Below are 17,151 nucleotides of genomic sequence, written 5' to 3' on the forward strand. Positions count from 1 at the left end.
TCAGCACGGCTGTCGCCTCGGTGCATCAGCACGGCTGTCGCCTCGGTGCATCAGCACGGCTGTCGCCTCGGTGCATCAGCACGGCTGTCGCCTCGGTGCATCAGCACGGCTGTCGCCTCGGTGCATCGTGGTGGTGCATCACCGTAGCTGCCGGACTCGGGGGAGCTGCACGACTGGCGCATCTCGCGAGCCGAAGACGGCCAGCGAGAAGCGACCCTTCGAGGACGTGGCCGCCGCACGCGCCAGCAGTGGTGCGGTGGGGTGCGGCGTCAGGCGGCTTGCATCAGCTCGTCCAGGGTGGCGCCCAGTCGAGGCGCGCCGGTGGGGGAGTGGCGGGTGCGGCGTCCCTCCTGCTCCACGTCCTTCAGGTACTGCGCCAGTCGTGCGGTCAGCCTCGAGAGTCGTCGGTGCAGCGTCTGCGGGGAGATGCCGAGCTGGACGGCCACTTCGGCCACGCCCTGCGCCTGTCCAGGCAGTGGCGCGTACACCTGCAGCAGCACTCGGCCCTGCTCGCGCGTGATGGCGCCGTGGGCGACCGCATCGCTCAGCAGGCGCGTCACCTGCGACCAGGCGGCCGGCTCGTGGTGATCATGAGCCTTCAGCGCCGGGTCCTGGTCCTCCCACGTCAGCAGCGGCACCTCGTACGCCGCCGTGCGCCCCTGGGTGCGTGCGTGCGGGGGAGGGGTGTGGGCCCAGCGGTGCTGCGTCAGGCGCAGGGTGTCCATGGCGAGGTTGGCCGCCACGTGCTCGTGCCGGCGGCGCAGCGGGTACTGCATCACCGCCTGCCACAGCGCGGCGATCACTTGCGCCTCCACCTCGCAGGTCTCGGCTCCGCTCGTGCGGACCTGGCTCCGGATCAGACGCACCGCCCTGCCCACGAAGAGCTGCACCACCGTTCGTCCCGCGAGCTCCTCACCGTCGTGAGCCAGCGCCAGCAACGCCAGCAGCGGTCCGTCCGTGGCGGTTGCGATGCCTTCGCGGCGCAGCGTGGCGAAGGCTCCCTCCAGGTCGGCCAGCGACCGCAACCCTCGCAGGGCCGGCGATCCAGCCGCCCAGCGCTGCACGGCTGCTACAGCCGCGGGGTGCTGCCGCAGCTCGTCCCACTCAGTGTTCAGCGCCTCCACCAACCGCATCGGTGCGAGCGCCCGCCCCGGACAAGACGAGAGCAGGCGGTGGGTGCGCGTGGGGGAGTGCTCTGCGGTGGGCCGAAAGCGGCTGGTCGGCGAGGGGGTCATGGCGCAGCTCCTTCGTGGTGGAGCTGCCGACCGTCCTCACGCCCCCTTGCCGCTTGTCTGGACGCGATCGCACCCGGCACGCGGAAGGTCTTGCCGCGCGAGCCTTAAGGCCTTGCCGCGCTGCACGTTTGCCCAGGTCAGCGGCGTGCTCGACATGGCCTGTGATGTCGATCACGCAGTGCTGGGAAACCAGTCGCTGGTGACCTGTCCGGTTCGCGAACGCACGCCTACCTGATCCGGGTAGCAGAACCCCTTTGCTTGCTCCCACCTCGGAGGCCCCTCGTGTCCGACCTCGCCGCCTTCTGCTCCAGCCACCCGCTCGGCCCCCACCTCGAGCGCGACGACCTCACAGCTCAGAGCGTGATCCGGACCCGCGCCACGACCCGTGGCGCTGCTGCTGCGCTGGACGGCGAGGCTGCCGACCACTGCGCCGATCCTGCCCCTGAGGTGGCCACCTGCACCGTGCCCACCTGCACCGTGCCCACCTGCACCGTGCCCACCTCCACCGTCCTGCACGACTGCGTCCGCGTCGATGGCGGGCTGCGCGAGCTCGGCGCGCGCCTCGCCGCCGTGCTCGAGGCCCCCTTCGACGAGGCGGCTGCCGCGGCGCTTGACGAGTACCTGACGGGGGAGGGGCGCCGCGCCGCGGTCCAGGCGTGGGCCCGGCTGAACGAGGGGACCGCCGGTGCCGAGCAGGAGGCCGAGCACCAGGCGACCAGCACCTCCTCGCAGCTGCTCGCGCAGCTGCGCGAGCAGCCCGGTGACGGTACCGGCGCGCGAGCACAGCGCGGCGGTGAGGCGCGCGGCGCCAGCGGTGCTCGCTTCACCTCCGGCCGGTCCCGCCGAGCGCGGTGGGGGATGGGGGGTGTCGCGTGCTGAGCACCAGGACGCGCCGCGGCGCCGGCCAGCGTCCAGGCAGCGCCCCGGCGAGCATCAGCGGCGAGGTCGGCTCCGGCTTGAAGGCGCGGACCCGCCGCGGTCCCACCTCCGCGCGCGTGCAGCGAGAGGCCGCGCCTGTCCCGGTGCCGCAGGCGATGGGCTGGACGCCCGGTGCGGCGCACGGGGCGAGTGCGGTGCGCATCGCCCTGGTGCTGGCACTGGTGTGCGGACCGGCAGCCCTGGTGCTCCAGCAGCTCGACTCATCGCCGGCTGCGCCCCGGGCGGTCGTCGCGAGCGCCCGTCAGGACGCCGGTGAGGTCGCCGCCGTCGGCAACTTCGCCGCGGAGTTCGTCACCGCCTGGCTGACGACGCCGGCAGGAGGTGAGCAGGCGCTGGGCTTCTACCTGCAGAGCACCGCAGGGCTCAGGCTGCCCGGCTCGGTTCCGCGCGTGCAGAACGTCGCCGTCGCCGACGTCGAGCGGGTCGCGGACTACGGCGCGCACCGCGGCTCCAGCACCGCGTCGAGCAGCTCCACGGCCACCACGGCCATCACGTCGGACGCAGCTTCCCCCCGGTCGCTGACGAGCCAGGCCGCGCGCGCACCCGAGGCGAGCACCGCTGCCAGCACGTGGCAGGTGAGCGTCGCCGCCGACGTGGAGGAGCCCGGCGCTGACGGCGAGCGGGTGATGGTGCGCCGGTACTTCGCCGTCCCCGTCCTGCAGCGGGGTGGGACCGGCGCCGCGGTGGCGAGGGAGGGGGCGCCGCAGCGGGAGCGCCAGGTCGTGCGGGCGCTGCGCGCGCTGATGCTGCCGCAGCCACTGGCCGGCCCGGCCTCGGGCGAAGGTGCCGAGCTGGACTACGACCAGCAGGTCAACCCGGCCGGCAGCCTGGCCACCAGCGTGAGGCAGTTCCTGGCCGCCTACGCCGCTGGCGCCGGGGACGTGACGCGGTACGTCACCCCCGGCGCGCCGATCAGCGCCATCACGCCCGCGGCCTACGCCGACGTCCAGGTGCAGTCCGTCCTGGCCCGCGAGGGCGACCCGAGCAGCGACGAGCCCGCCGACGGCCAACGCGCCCAGGTCCTGGTGACCGCCACCTTGATCACCTTCGAGCGGCAGCAGAGCACCGCCCAGTACGCCCTGGCGCTGACCGCCCGGGGCGGGCGGTGGGAGATCTCCGCGCTCGAACCCGTTCCCGCGCTGGTGCCGCCCACCGGCGCCACCGCGAGCCCCGCCTCGAGCCCCGCCTCGAGCACGCCCAGCACCGGCACTGCCGGCCGGCAGTGACCAACCCACCGACCGCACGCCCCTCAACCAGCGACGCAACTCAGCACTGAAGGAGACGACACCGTGGACATCTTCACCAAGCTCAGCCAGCTCACCGGCAGCGCCGAAGGCGTCATGAAGGGACTGGCGATCATCCTCGGCATCCTCGCCGCCTTGAAGATCATCGACTGGGGCAAGTCGGTCACCTTCGCCCGCGTGGCCCTGGCGGTCGTGGTCGCCGGGGGAGTGGTGCTCGTGGTGCAGAACCCCGACCTGCTCACCGGCGACTTCAAGGAGACCTTCAGCCTCCCGGCTCCCCAGCAGCTGCAGCCCTCGCAGATCAACGCCACCACCGCCACGCCAACCGCTGCCACAGGCCTCGGCGTGAGCCCCGGTGCCGGTTGGGACGCGGCGGCTGAGGTGGTGCCGTCCCTGTGAACGCACCGGAGGTCACCCTGCCGGCCGGCTACCGCATCACGCGCTTCTACACCCTGGCGCGCCGCTTCCCCACCCTCATCGGCCGCCTGCCCAACGGCAGCGAACTGCCGTACGGCCCGTACACCGTCGGGCAGTTCGTCACCGCCGTCGTCCTGCTCGTCGGCGGCTACTGGACGCTGCCGCTGTGGGGAGGGCAGCGCGGCCTGCTGGTCAACGCCCCGCTGCTGCTCGGGGTGACGGCCGGCGCGGTGATGTTCCTGCGCAAGGTGCCGTGGCGAGGGCGTGGGCCAGTACCCATACTGCGCGGAGCCTTCAGCAGCTACGGCTCCGCGCAGGGCACCTACCGGGGCAAGGCGCTCCCGGCGCGCCAGGCCACCCGCGTCACCGGACGCATCTGCATCGCTGACGAACGCGCGATGTCAGCCGCGAGCAGCCTGCTGCGCGAACGGCGCGCACAGCTGCCCGGGCAGGCCGCACAAGTGCACCAGGACGCTGCGGCATCGGCATCGGCATCGGCATCGGCCCAGCACCACGTGTCTGCCGGCGTGAGCACCTCTCCGCCGCCCGCGCCCCTGACGGCACCCGCGAGCGCTGCACCCGCACCGACGTCCCCACTGACCTTCACAGCGCGACCAGCGCCGCGGACCGCACGCCCGGCCCGGCCCGCGCGTGCAGCCGGCGCAGCGTCCCTCAGCGGAGTGCAGCGCCTGCGCCAGCAGGCCGGTGCCGCGAGCACCACCGGCTCACCGAACACCGTCGGTCCCACCGCACAGCTGGCTGCCGCCGGCTCGAGCAGGAAGCACTGAGCGCACCATGGAACACCCCATCCAAGACCTCGCCGGGCACCTGCTGTTCTCGCGCGACGGCACCGTCTGGGCCACCTGGCGGCTGCAGGGGCAGCCCTACGGCCGCCGGGCGGTGGCGGAGAAGGAGCAGATCCGCCTGCTGCACCAGATGCTCTACCGCAGCGTGGGCGGCGAGTCGCTGCACCAGGGGCTGGAGGTCGACACCGACCCGGTCGAGGTCGTGCGCAGCATGCTGCGCTGGCTGCGCCAGCCGCTTCAGCAGCTGCCCGAGTGGGCCGCGGAGGTCGAGGCGACCACCGAGCGACTGGAGAGCGACCTGCCGCTGTCGCAGCGCACGTACTGGTTCTCCGTGCCGCTGCGCAACACCGGCGCCAGCGTCCTCAGCGAGCCGCTGCGGGCAGGAGCCACCTCCTTGCTCAACCACCTCGGCGCACCGCGCCGCGCGCCGGCGGCCGCGGTCCTGGCCGACCGGCTGGAGCAGGCCGCTGAGATCCAGGCGCTCATCCCCGGCCCCTTCAAGCCGCGCCCGGCCACCGCCGCGGAGCTCATCTGGATCTACCGCCACGCCCAGAGGCGAGCTCTGGGCGACGAGGACACCTGGCTGCCCTCGGCGCCGAGGACCGAGGAGATCGACGCCGCCCTCAGCATGGCTGAGCGCGAGCTCGGTGCGGTCGAGCACATGGCTTCACCCGGCCGCATCGGGCGCCCCATCCTCGACGAGGCCGCCGTCAGCGACGTCGCCGCCGAGGGGTGGCGCACCGGCTTCCGCGCGCGCCTGCGCCGGCTCATGCCCTCGCAGCGCAAGGTATTGAAGATCACCGACACCGACGACGAGAGCGTGGCGTCCTACCAGTCGCTGGCCGTGCTGGCCGGCACACCGGCCTCCGGTGCCCTCTTCCCGGGCACCGAGTGGCTCGGCAAGGCCGAGGAGGCCGGCGTGCCGGTGGACTGGGCGGTGCGCATGCGCAACAACGCCCGCGAGGTCGTCCTCTCCCGCAACCAGCGGGCGGTGAAGAACCTCAACGACCAGTACGAGCAGCGCGAGGGCGAGGTGAGCACCGGCAGCCACGAGCTGGACGCCGTGGCGGCCGCCTTGACGGAGTACCAGCAGCGCCTGGCCACCGAGAAGCTGGAGGTGGAGCTGGAGACCATCACGATCTTCGCCACCTCCGCGGGCACCCGAGAGCAGGCGCTGAGCAACGGCGCGCAGCTGGCGCGCTTCTACAACTCCTTCGACCACCCCCTCGAGCGCCCGCTGGGTGAGCAGCAGGACGCCTGGTGGGCCATGCTGCCGGGCACCCGCTGGCCCAAGAAGTTCAACGACCTCGCCCAGATCTCCTTGTCCGAGGGCTTCTCCGCTGCGGTGCCCATGGTCAGCAGCGAGCTGGGTGACGGGCAGGGCGCCCTCTGGGCGGTCAACCAGACCACGTCCTCCTTCTCCGCGGTCCTCATCGACCTGTTCACCACCATCCAGGCCAACTTCTCCGCCGCGGTCGCCATCGCCGGTGAGCTCGGCAGCGGCAAGAGCTACTCGATCAAGTCCCTGTCCGGTGCGCTGGTGGACACCGGCGCCAGCTTGGTGGCCATCGACCGCAGCCAGACGGGGGAGTACATCCACTTCGCCCGCTCCCTGGGCACCTGCACGGTGGCGGCGGTGGCCAGCGACGCCGAGCGCGGCATCGAGCCCGAGCACAGCCTGGACCCGCTGCGGATGTTCCCCGGGGCCGAGGGCGCCCGAGTGACCCAGACGCTGCTGACGCCGCTGCTGGCCATCGACACCGGCAGCGACATCGACACCGCCCTGGTGGAGACCACGGACCCGCGCTACCGCGCCCAGTACGGCATCAGCAGCCTGAACGCGCTCACCGACCACCTGCTGCAGGACTGCCCGCGTCCAGGCGCCAGCGAGCTCGGGCGCAAGCTGCGCGCCCTGCGCACCCGCGACTTCGCCCGGGTGCTCTTCGACGAGGGCCTGCCGGTGCTGGACGTGTGGAACGCGCGCGCCCTGGTCTTCTGGACCTACGGGCTGCAGCTGCCCACCCGCCAGGAGCTCCTGCACGAGCACCTGTTCAAGAAGATGAGCTTCGAGAAGCACTTCGGCCGGGCGATGTACGCACTGATCATGGCCATCGCCCGTCGCGTCGCCTTCGCCGACCCCAGCCAGCTGGTCCTGTTCGTCAACGACGAGTGCCACCACATCACCGCCTCCATCGAGGGCGAGGAGGAGCTGACGGTCTTCATCCGTGAGGGCCGCAAGAACGGAGCCGCAGCCATCCTCGGCTCGCAGGACTGCGCCAACGACTTCGGCTCCGAGACGCTGCGCGGCCTGATCCCCTACCGCCTCGTCATGCGCCTGACCGACGAGCCGCTGGCGCGCGCCGCGCTGGAGTGGATCGGCCTGGAAGCCAGCCCCGAGCACCTGGAGGAGGTGATGGCCGACCTGTCCCCGCGCGACACCAACGACCCCGACGGCCGCGTCGCCGTCGACCGGCGAGGCGAGGGCATCTTCCGCGACTCCTACCGGCGCATCGGACGCGTGCGCATCCTCGGCCCGGCTCTGCAAGCCCGCCGGCAGGCCTACTCGACCACCCCGCAGACGCCGCGCACCTCCTTGCGCAAGACCACTGCGGCTCCTGCGGCTGCGGCTCCTGCGGCTGCGGCTCCTGCGGCTGCGGCTCCTGCGGCTGCGGCTCCTGCGGCTGCGGCTCCTGCGGCTCCTGCGGCTCCGGTGGTCGCGGCTCCGGTGGTCGCGGCTCCGGTGGTCGCGGCTCCGGTGGTCGCGGCTCCGGTGGTCGCGGCTCCGGTGGTGCTACCCGATGCCGCTGAGCCGGCGCGGAAGCCGAAGACGAGCAGAACCACGAAGGTGGCAGGCGCGACGGCCGCAGCCACGTCGTCCACCCCGCGCAAGCGCACCAGCAGCACCGCGGCCGGGCGCCTGCCCGCCAGCCGCAGCCGCGCCAGCGCGCGAGCCGCCACGACCCCTGGTCCCACCGGTTCTGAGCCCGCGGCCGCCGCAGCCGGCAGCGTCGCCAGCACCTCGCAGGAGCAGGCGTGATCGGCGGGCACCAGGCGCACCCGCGCGCCACTGCCCACCGCCAGCGGCGGTCCGCGCTGCTCCTGCTGACCCTGCTTGTGGCAGCGCTGGTGACGCTGTCCACGGTCTGGCTGAGCGCACAGCCGGCCGAGGCCAGCACGAGCGTCACCGCGGCCGAGAGCACCGCCACCCGTCCAGCGCGCCCCGCACCGGCAGCTCCGGCGGCGCCGACAGCTCCGGCGGCGCCGACAGCTCCGGCGGCGCCGGCAGCCACGCCATCGAGCTCACCGGCTGCGCCGAGCGCGCCGAGCAGCGCGTCGACCGGCGGCGGCAACACCTCCAGCAGCGGTCCGCTGGCGCCCCTGGACGCCGCCGACACCCACGGCCTGTCCATCGGGAAGTACCAGCTCAGCGTGGACACCGGAGGGGTGACCAACGGGATCAAGCTCATCACCAACGGCGTGCTGCTCTCAGGGCTGTGGGAGGCCTACCGCTGGACCGTGGGCGCGGCCGTGGCCATGATCGACCTCGCTCTGCAGATGGAGTGGGTCGACTGGCTGGTCGAGGCGATCAACCCGGTCGCCAGCACCCTGCAGAACGATGTGGTCGCCAAGCTCGGCCTGCGCGCTCTGGCCCTGGGCGTCATGGGCGTGTGGGTCGCCGTCCTCATCGCCGGCGGCCGCATCGGCAAGGGCCTCAGCCAGTTGCTGGTCTCCAGCGCCGTGGCCGCCCTCGCCGCCGGAGCGCTGGCCAACCCCGTCGCCCTCGTCACCGGCCAGGACGGCGTGCTCTACGCCAGCCGCGACGCCGGACAGGCCGTGGCCACCGTCATCGCCAGCGACGGCCGCAGCAACACCCCCGACCCCGACATGATCCAGGAGAAGACCGGCGGGGCCCTGGTGGACACCTTCGTGCGCCTGCCGCACCAGCTGATCAACTACGGGCGGATCCTGGACGGCTCCTCCTGCCAGGGCGCCTACGACGACGCGCTGGCCGGTGGGCCCTACGAGTCCGACGACGACGCCGCTCGAGCAGCGCTGGGCGGGTGCGAGCAGAAGCTGAAGGACTACGCCGACGACCCCGGCTGGACCGGCGTCGCCTCGGTGGCGATCCTCGCGCCGGCCGGAGGAGCGCTGGCCCTGCTGGCCATCGTCCTCGTCGTCATCTTCTTCCTCGCCACCCTCATGGTGATCTTCTTCGCGGTGAAGCTGATCATCGACGTGATCCTGGCGATCATGCCGGGCGAGCGCAGCGGACTGTGGAGCTCGGTGGCCGGGCTGCTCGGCTCCGTCCTCACCGTCGCGGGGCTGATCGCCATGCTCGCGCTCTACTGCGTCTTCCTGCGCGGCGTGCTGACCACCAAGTCGAACACCGACATGCTCGTGCGCTTCTTCATCGTCGACGCGATGGTCGTCTCCTTCATCGTCGTCACCGTCCTTGCGCGCAAGCGCATCAGCGAGCGGGCGCGGAAGATGGCGGAGAAGGCCGCCTCGCTCAGCGGTGGCGGCAGGGCCCAGCCCGCGCAGATGCCCAAGCTGTCCCAGGCGCGCGCGGCCGTCACCCAGGCCGCCTCCACCCGGGCCGCTGTCGGCCGGGTCGCCGGTACCTCCACCGGTGCCTCCACGACCGCGATGACGGGTGCAGCCCGCACCGCCGCCTCCGGCAACGCCGCGCAGCGCGTGCTGCACCGCGTGGCCAGCAACCGTGTCGTGAAGGCAGGAGTCACGGCGGCCGGCCTGGCCGGCGGTGCGGCCGGCCTGGCCGCCAAGGCGAGCATCGGAGCTCCCGTCTACGGCCCGCGCGCAGCCCGCGTGGTCAAGGCCGCCGCCCGCAGCCGCGCCGCCGCCGCCCGCGCCAGCGTCCAGCGCACCAGCGCACGCGGCAAGGCCTTCGCGGGGGAGTACCGCGACGGTCTGGCCATGGCAGCGCGCCCTGCGCTCGCCGTGGGCAAGGTCGCTGCGCGCCCCGCGGCCGCGGCGGGCAAGGCCGCCGGCCGCGCGGCCGCGCCCGCCGTCACCGCTGCCAGCATCCGCTTGTCCAACCCCAAGCAGGACGCGCAGACCCCACCGCGCCCCGCTGGCATCAGCACCTCGCGCTCGCGGGCCGGGCAGCCCACCCCGCGCACGGTCACCGCCGCCCGCGAGCGCCAGCGCATGCGCCGCGAGGCCGCGCGATCCACCGCCGTGCCCACCCCCGCGCGCACCTCGAGCACCCCGGGCGCCACCAGCAAGGCCGGCGCCAAGGTCGGTGCTGTTGTTGAGCGCCGCTTCCGCTTCGGCCCGAGGAAGTCGGCCTGAGCCATGGCGACCATGAGCCCCGCGCGCACCGCCGGCCGCGCTGCGCAGCCCGGCGGCAAGACCTTCGACGGCAAGACCTCCGCGCCCGGTGGCAACGCTCTGATGTGGGGCATCGGCCTCATCGCCGGCGTCCTGCTCGCGAGCGTGGCCGGAGGGCTGGTCCTGCTGCTGGTCGTCCTCGCCGCCCTCAGCGGTGGCGGTGGCGGCGTCTCCAGCCTGGCTCCCAGCGCGGTGCCGGGTGTGAACGCCGTCCTGCTGGACGCCTTCGGCAAGGCCGCCGCGGCCACACCCACGCTCGCTCCCAAGTGCACCGGCATGCGCTGGTCGATCCTGGCCGGCATCGCGCAGGTGGAGTCCAACCTCGCCGCCGGGCGCACCATCAGCGGAGGCGGCGACATCACCCCGCACATCATCGGCCCGGCCCTGAACGGCTCCGGCGTCGGCGGGAACCGCACCGCCATCTACGACACCGACGGCGGCCGCTGGGACGGGGACAGCACCTACGACCGGGCCGTGGGCGCGGTGCAGTTCATCCCCACCAGCTGGGTCGCTTACGGGCGCGACGGCAACGGCGACGGCGTGGCGGACCCGCACAACGCCTACGACGTCACCCTCGGCGCGGTGGTCCACCTGTGCGGGACCAGCGCCAAGGACCTGTCCAACCGCGAGCAGCTGCGGGCAGCCCTGTACGGCTACAACCGCTCCTACAGCTACGTCGACAAGGTCCTGGGCCACATCGACACCTTCGACCAGATCGGCGTGGCCGCCGGCGGAGCGGCGGTGCCCGAGGCCAGCGGACGCGCCGCGATCGTCATCGCCGCCGCCCGCAAGTGGACCGGCACCCCCTACGCCTGGGGTGGGGGAGGGGGCCGACCCGGTGCCGGCGGAACCGTCATCGGTGGCCCCTCCGAGGGCTTCGCGCAGGGAGCGGGGACGATCGGCTTCGACTGCAGCGGCCTGACGCAGTACGCCTACGCGGCCGCCGGCATCCAGCTGCCGCGCGTCTCCTCCCAGCAGGCCCTGCAAGGCCGGCGCATCCCGCGCTCGGCGGGCCTGGAAGCCGTCGCCCCCGGGGACCTGGTCTTCTTCGGCTCCAACCCCGCCGCCGGCACCGGGATCTACCACGTCGCGATCTACCTCGGGGCCGGGCAGATGATCAACGCCCCCCGCACCGGCACCTTCGTGCGCGAGGAGACGGTGTGGATGTCCAGCTACGCCGGCGCAGTGCACTTCCCCTGAGCTGCCCCACCCGCCCCGGACCCCATCGACCCGCCGCCCACGAGCAAGGACCTCCTGTGCCCGCCTTCCTGCGCAGCCCTCGCCCCCACCCCGACGACGAAGTGCCGCACGAGCTGCTCATCAACCTCGACGACGACCTGGACGACGACCTGGACGACGACCTGGACGACGACCTGGACGACGACCTGGACGACGACCTGGACGACGACCTGGACGACGACCTGGACGACGACCTGGACGACGACCTGGACGACGACCTGGACGTCGAGCTCGAAGGCGAGCACGACAACGACCTCGACGACCACAGCGCGCACCCCCGGCGCGGGCATGTGCTGCTGCCCGCCGTGGGCGCCTTCGTGCTGACCTGCGTCGGCTTCACCTGCCTGATGCCCGACCTGGCCGTGGACGCACGCCACCTGCTCGAGCGCACCGGCAGCACGGCGAGCGCCGCCAAGGCGCCCGGCCCGGCCGCCGCCGGCGCTCCTGGCGACCCGCTGACCTCGTCGGCCAACGCCGAGCCCTCGCCCCCGGAGACAACCGGGGACGGTGCAGTCTCCAGCGCACCGGCGAGCACGAGCGCAGCACCGACGACATCTACCGGTCCTGCGCCTTCTGGCCCCGCACCCTCTGTGCCGGGGGAGCCCGGCGCTCAGAGCAGCCCGGAGGACCTGCTGGCCGGTCCCGTCGGTGATGACGTGCTGCAGCAGCTGATGGAGGACTCCCTGCCCGACCGCCTCGCAGCCCAGGACCCGGCGGCCGCGAACAGCCCGCAGGCCGGCGAAGCTGTCGAGGTCGCCTGGCAAGCCTTGACCGAGGACCTGCTCGCCGGCGGCTGGAGCCAGCCGCACCGGCAAGTCGCCGTGCTGACCACCACCGCCACGGCGCCTGGAGACGGCACGCTGCCGGTGACGGTGTCGGTGGCGTTCATGTGGAGCGCGACGACCGCCGCGGGTGAGCTCACCGACCGCGAGATCTCCGCCGTCGACCTCAACCGCGGCGGCGGTACCTGGGCCGTCGACCGCATCCGCACCGCGGGCCAGTCGTGAACTGCCGCGGAGTGCGGCAAGACCCCTCGCATCGGCACGAGCTCGCCGTGTGTGCGGCAAGACCTCCGTGGCGCCCTGGGCGGATGCGGGCCGGGGTGCCGGGTTCGTGCGCTGCCGGACGGCTGCACCGGCGACCCGAGCGCTCTATAACGCAGGTGCGCGCAGCACCGCGAACGTCCAGCGCGCCCCGAGGACGCTGAAAGCCCTCCACGCTTGGGCCACGGAAGAACGAGCAGCGGAGGAGCACACGACCACGGCCCGTACGGGCTCGCTCAGCGAAGGATGGGGAAACTTGCTCTAGGTCGCGAGGCCGAGAACCTCTGCGAGAACCCCGCCCGAGCGTACTGGAGTTGTCAAGTCCTCGGCAAGACCGGCATGAACGAACACCGACCCGCCGCAATCCGAACGCCACCGCGAGAGCTCGTGGCGTCGATCGCCTGTGAGAGGAAAGAGCATGCGGTGCTCCGTCGCTGACTGCCCGAACCCGGTCACCGCCAAGGGGTGGTGCACGAAGCACTACCAGCGCGCCCGGCGGCACGGAGGGGACCCCACCGCACTTGCACCCGGTGTGGCCGCCCGACAAGGCGATGACCCGGGGCAGGCACCTCCACGGCGCTCTCGTCCTCGCCTGCGAGACGAGGAGACCATCGCGCGGTTCTGGAGCCGCGTGGACAAGGACGGCCCGATCCTGCCTGCCCATCGCAGCCTGGGTCCCTGCTGGTTGTGGACCGGTCCAGTCACTTCCGGCGGTTACGGGATCTTCCGCTACCGCGGTCGCACCTTCGGCAGCGCTCACCGCTATGCCTGGCGCCTCCAGCGTGGCGCTCCGGGACAGACGCACTTGGACCACCTGTGCCACTCCTTGTCCACGTGGTGCCGACTGGGCGTGGACGATCCCCACCGCCGGTGCGTCAACCTCGACCACCTGGAGCCTTTCTCGGCGCGCGAGAACAACCGGCGTCGCCACCATGCCTCAGCCACGCCTGCTCAGCTGCGCGATTCCGCGGTGTTCTCGACGTGCCGGCGCGGGCACACGTGGGACATCGTCACCACGCTGTACGACCGTCGTGGCAACAGGCTGTGCCGCTCCTGCCTCGAAGGCCTTGAGTAGCGCCGATGTGCCGGTGGGCACCCAACACGCGACGACCGACAGGGAAGCAATGCAGCCGTGCATCACGCCGGGGAGTCTGCTGCATTATCAGGGCTGACTCCAGCTCCGCTGACGGGCTACTGGCCGCTACGCGCGGGTTGCTCCGCCGCTGCGAAGGTCGGCTCCGGCCGGTGGCCCTGCCGGTGCCTCTGCGCCGCACCGGCACGTACGACGAGCGTCACAGAGAAGGGGCTGCTCAGCGTTGGACCTGGCTTGGCGACGGTGGCGTTGCCCGTCCTCGGGCGATGAACGCCTGCACGGCCAGGGCGCCCGCGTGCTCGGCATCGTTGCCGGTGGCCTCGTCGAGCACGCGGCCCACGCCGTCGATGATGCGGTCGCTGACGTCGGGGTCAGGCGCTGCGCTGGCCAGCAGGCGCCCGGCGACCAGCGGGTCGCGGCTGCTGTGGTGCATCAGCGCCGCCGCCAGCGCGGTGCCGGTGACGCTGTCGTCACCGCGCACCCACGCGATCCACGCCTGCGTGCTCGCGCGCACGGCCTCGGCCTGCTCGCCGCTCAGCGCTGCGGCCACGGGCAGGGCGTCCAGGCCGGTGACGTCCGCCAGGGTGCGAGCCTTGTTCACGGTGGGTCCTCTCGTTGCTCGGTGCTGGCACCGGGTGGTGCGAGCAGGTGAGCCGGAGGCAGGCGGTGAGTGCGTCGTCGGCTGGCGCCGCCGACCGCTCACCGCCCCCTCCCGGCGAGGTGAGATCAGGACCGCCCGAGGCCCGGCGTGAGGCACCCGCAGGGCGCGGCGCAGCCGCGAGTCGAGGTTGCCCCGAAGGCGCAACGATCTTGGGACGGTCGCGCAGTCGGCGGCCCGAGGAACGAGGTACGAGCGGCGGCTGGGGGAGCGCGAGGGGCGCGCAGCGACACCCCTCGCCTGCTGCGCCGGACCGCACGCCCGAGGAACGAGGGCGCAGGACCACCGCAGCCGTGACACCGTCGGCACGCAGTGCCGTCCGCCTCGCGCCAGCGGCGCGTCCCCGGCCGCGGTGCTCGGGCCGGGAACGCGTCGGGTGCTCAGGCGCTGCTGTCGTCACTGTCGGCGTTGGTGGGGGTGATGAGGAAGGTGGCGCCCTCGCCGTCGGGGTAGGTGATCGTCCACTCCATGACGTCCGCGTGGATGCTCGCGCCGGCTTCGCGCGCGGAGCGCAGCTGCTGGTGCGCTGACTCCAGCGCCTCGAACAGGTCCGGGTGGTCCTCCTCGGTCGGGACTTCGATGGGGACGCCGTCTGCGTTGAGGGGCTGGACGGTGAGGTTGTAGCGCACGGTGACCTCCGGAGCTGGGGTTGGGGAGCGCACCTGCCGGTGCTGGCGGGTACTGGGGCGGCGGTGGCCGTCCGCGGCCGCCGGTGTCGGCGGCCGCGGACGACGTCGCTGGGTCAGCTGGCTCGCTGCGTGAGCGGCGGCACGGCCGACTGGTCGGGTTGCCCGGCGGTCTGCCCGGTGGTCTGGGTCCACCAGGTCTCGAAGTTCGCGTCCTGCTTGGCCACTGCGCCGGCGGGGGCGGCGACGAGGAAGTGCTCGTAGCTGGGCAGGGTTTCGCCGCGGCGGTGCAGCCAGGCGCGGGTGATGGTGTCGCTGCGGTCCAGCTGCGCACCGCGCTGGCGGGCCAGGCGGTGCAGGGCCCGGCGCATCTGGGTGGCGCTGCCGCGGTCCAGGATGCGCCGGGAGCGGGCGACCTTGCCGAGCTTGTCGGGGTTCTCCTCGCTGGAGCGCAGGATGCGCCGCACCTCGTAGACGACGTGCTCCTGCTCCTCGCGGGCGGTGGTGAACAGCTCGACGACGTGGTGCAGCTGCTCGGCGAGCAGCAGGTCGATCAGGCGGCGGCCGCCGATGAGGCCCTGGGCGGGGTTGAGCGCGATGGCGCGGTGCTCCAGCATCAGCGGCTCGATCGCCGCGGCCGGCTCGGCGGCCATGCGCTGCAGGACGCGGGTGCGGCCCTCGCGGTTGGCCAGGGCGAAGGGGCAGTAGCTGCACGCGGACTTCTCCCACAGCACCCCGCCGGTGACGGAGGCGATGTAGTCGATGCAGTCCTGCCGGTTCCAGCGCCAGTCGATCAGCGGGTACTGCCCGGTGCGGGTGGCGGTGTTGTGCGCGGCGTCGCCCTTGCGGCGGGGGGTGCCGTAGGCGCGAGTCAGCTCATCGGCCTCGAAGCCGACGACGTGGCGGTAGGGCTGGCCGTCGGTGAGGGCGGCGATGACGGGGTCCAGCACGGCGCCCTTGGCGCGCAGGGAGCAGCGGCGGTCCCCGCCGGACTGCGGGATGGTGCCGGCCGCGGTCAGCTCGTCCAAGAGGCGATAGGCGCCGGCCAGGTGCACGCGCTCGGGGTGGCGGGAGTCGTCCAGGACGACGATGCCGTCCCCGGCCTTGGTGGTCAGCAATTGCGCACGGGCGACCTGGACGTAGCGCACGCGGTGGCGGCGCAGCAGCGGCAGGACGTGCTGCTCGACGTCGCGGCCGGTGTCGGCCCACTCGTCACCCGTCATGGCGGTGATGACGACCAGCTCGTCCAGGGCGAAGTCGCGGCTGGCCGGCTCGGTCAGCCAGCGCAGCAGGATCGAGGTGCTTAACTGACGCGCGGCGAAGACTGTCTTTTAAGTCATGCATGCGGCGAACAGGGGGCTATCCCTACCTTCCAGACACCGGTATCTTGAGTGTCGGTGACAGGGAGGTGACCGGATGGCGGTGCGTGAAGTCGTCATGCCCGACGGCGCCAAGTCCTTCACTCTCTTAGATGAAGACGGCGTACTAGTCGATGTCGTCGATGCTTTCCTGACTTACTTGACCGTGACCGAGCGGTCGCCTCATACCGTCCGTGCCTACGCCTATGACTTGGCGACTTACTGGCACTTCCTCGGCATCAGCGATGTGGCCTGGGACCGGGTTAACCCTGCAATGATCGGTGACTACATCCACCACCTCAGGTGGTTCACCGCCGCGCCGGGAGTCACGCCGCTTCGGCCGCAGCCCCGACGGGCCGAGAGCAGCGTGAACCGCATGCTGGCCGCCTTGGGATCCTTCTATGAGTTTCACCAGCGCAACGGAGCAGACGTCGGCTCCCTGCTGCCCATCCTGCGCGGCCAGCGCAACACGACCAAGTTCCGCGGCTTCCTCGCGCACCTCGACCGGGGACCTCGACAGCGCAGCCAGACCGTGCGCCTGAAGCGGCAAACCCGGAGTCCCACCGTCCTGTCGGAGCACGAGGTTCGGTCCGTCATCAGCGCCTGCAGCCACCTGCGGGACCGCCTGCTGATCGGGGTGATGTTCGACGGCGGTCTGCGCATCGGGGAGGCGCTGGGTCTGCGCTATGAGGACATCGACCCCGCGAGAGCGCGGCTCACCATCGTTGCCCGCAACGACAACGCCAACGGCGCCCGAGCCAAGACCGGCGGGCGCCGCATTCCTGTCAGCGACGCCCTGATCCGTCTCTACAACGACTACCTCGACGAGGAAGTCGGCGCCCTGGACACCGACTACGTCTTCGTCAAGATCTGGCGTGAACCCGCCGGAGAGCCCCTTAGCTACGCAGCAGCGCACGCCCTGCTGCAGCGGCTACGCGCCCGCAGCGGAGTTCACTTCACCTTCCACCATTTGCGGCACACGTACGCCACCGACCTGCTCCGCGCCGGAGTGACGGGTCTGCTGCACTGATCGGTGACAACCGAGGTGGCTTGCCCGCAGGGCAGCCTGGAAGGATGTCGCTGTGCCCAAGCCCTACCCCCGCGAGTACCGAGACGACGTCGTCCGCGTCGCCCGGGACCG

General features: G+C 72.5%; 14 protein-coding genes. 10 read left to right on the plus strand and 4 right to left on the minus strand.

What is annotated here, in order from left to right; all coding sequences use genetic code 11:
- Window positions 1-269 precede the first annotated feature (269 nt).
- Window positions 270-1,133, minus strand: coding sequence for a hypothetical protein (locus ACRYR7_RS17445; RefSeq protein WP_432573381.1), 864 nt, complete (start codon window positions 1,131-1,133; stop codon window positions 270-272).
- 564 nt (window positions 1,134-1,697) lie between these two features.
- Between ACRYR7_RS17445 and ACRYR7_RS17450 the strand changes: the two genes are divergently transcribed.
- From ACRYR7_RS17450 to ACRYR7_RS17490, 9 genes are all read left to right on the plus strand, one after another.
- On the plus strand, window positions 1,698-2,114 hold the full coding sequence (locus tag ACRYR7_RS17450; protein WP_432573382.1) for a hypothetical protein: 417 nt from the start codon (window positions 1,698-1,700) through the stop codon (window positions 2,112-2,114).
- Window positions 2,108-3,400 carry a hypothetical protein gene (locus ACRYR7_RS17455; RefSeq protein ID WP_432573383.1) on the plus strand — a complete coding sequence of 431 codons (1,293 nt, stop codon included), beginning with the start codon at window positions 2,108-2,110 and terminating at the stop codon, window positions 3,398-3,400. The genes ACRYR7_RS17450 and ACRYR7_RS17455 overlap by 7 nt, the downstream gene beginning before the upstream one ends.
- Window positions 3,401-3,463: 63 nt before the next feature.
- Window positions 3,464-3,817 carry a hypothetical protein gene (locus tag ACRYR7_RS17460; RefSeq protein WP_432573384.1) on the plus strand — a complete coding sequence of 118 codons (354 nt, stop codon included), beginning with the start codon at window positions 3,464-3,466 and terminating at the stop codon, window positions 3,815-3,817.
- Entirely contained in the window at window positions 3,814-4,623 is an 810-nt protein-coding gene (locus ACRYR7_RS17465) for a hypothetical protein (protein WP_432573385.1), read from the plus strand. Before ACRYR7_RS17460 ends, ACRYR7_RS17465 begins: the two co-directional genes overlap by 4 nt.
- A gap of 7 nt (window positions 4,624-4,630) precedes the next feature.
- Window positions 4,631-7,678 (plus strand): ATP-binding protein, encoded by a 3,048-nt coding sequence (locus ACRYR7_RS17470; RefSeq protein WP_432573386.1) that lies wholly within the window; start codon window positions 4,631-4,633, stop codon window positions 7,676-7,678.
- On the plus strand, window positions 7,675-9,954 hold the full coding sequence (locus ACRYR7_RS17475; protein ID WP_432573387.1) for a hypothetical protein: 2,280 nt from the start codon (window positions 7,675-7,677) through the stop codon (window positions 9,952-9,954). The genes ACRYR7_RS17470 and ACRYR7_RS17475 overlap by 4 nt, the downstream gene beginning before the upstream one ends.
- A 3-nt stretch (window positions 9,955-9,957) precedes the next feature.
- A complete protein-coding gene (locus ACRYR7_RS17480; RefSeq protein ID WP_432573388.1) occupies window positions 9,958-11,193 on the plus strand; it encodes a C40 family peptidase in 1,236 nt (411 codons plus the stop codon).
- Between the two features lie 56 nt (window positions 11,194-11,249).
- A complete protein-coding gene (locus ACRYR7_RS17485; RefSeq protein WP_432573389.1) occupies window positions 11,250-12,239 on the plus strand; it encodes a hypothetical protein in 990 nt (329 codons plus the stop codon).
- 667 nt (window positions 12,240-12,906) lie between these two features.
- Window positions 12,907-13,350: a hypothetical protein gene (locus ACRYR7_RS17490; protein ID WP_432573390.1), complete on the plus strand. Its 444-nt coding sequence runs from the start codon at window positions 12,907-12,909 to the stop codon at window positions 13,348-13,350.
- A gap of 235 nt (window positions 13,351-13,585) precedes the next feature.
- Here ACRYR7_RS17490 and ACRYR7_RS17495 read toward each other — a convergent pair whose 3' ends face one another.
- The 3 genes from ACRYR7_RS17495 to ACRYR7_RS17505 form a co-directional block, all read right to left on the minus strand.
- Window positions 13,586-13,969 (minus strand): hypothetical protein, encoded by a 384-nt coding sequence (locus ACRYR7_RS17495; RefSeq protein WP_432573391.1) that lies wholly within the window; start codon window positions 13,967-13,969, stop codon window positions 13,586-13,588.
- Between the two features lie 437 nt (window positions 13,970-14,406).
- Window positions 14,407-14,655 (minus strand): hypothetical protein, encoded by a 249-nt coding sequence (locus ACRYR7_RS17500; RefSeq protein WP_432573392.1) that lies wholly within the window; start codon window positions 14,653-14,655, stop codon window positions 14,407-14,409.
- Window positions 14,656-14,768: 113 nt separating this feature from the next.
- Window positions 14,769-15,875: a hypothetical protein gene (locus ACRYR7_RS17505; protein WP_432573393.1), complete on the minus strand. Its 1,107-nt coding sequence runs from the start codon at window positions 15,873-15,875 to the stop codon at window positions 14,769-14,771.
- A gap of 193 nt (window positions 15,876-16,068) precedes the next feature.
- Between ACRYR7_RS17505 and ACRYR7_RS17510 the strand changes: the two genes are divergently transcribed.
- Window positions 16,069-17,040, plus strand: a complete 972-nt coding sequence (locus ACRYR7_RS17510; protein ID WP_432573394.1) for a tyrosine-type recombinase/integrase — start codon at window positions 16,069-16,071, stop codon at window positions 17,038-17,040.
- Window positions 17,041-17,151: the final 111 nt, after the last annotated feature.

Source organism: Kineococcus gurbantunggutensis (assembly GCF_050871925.1).
Lineage (GTDB): Bacteria > Actinomycetota > Actinomycetes > Actinomycetales > Kineococcaceae > Kineococcus.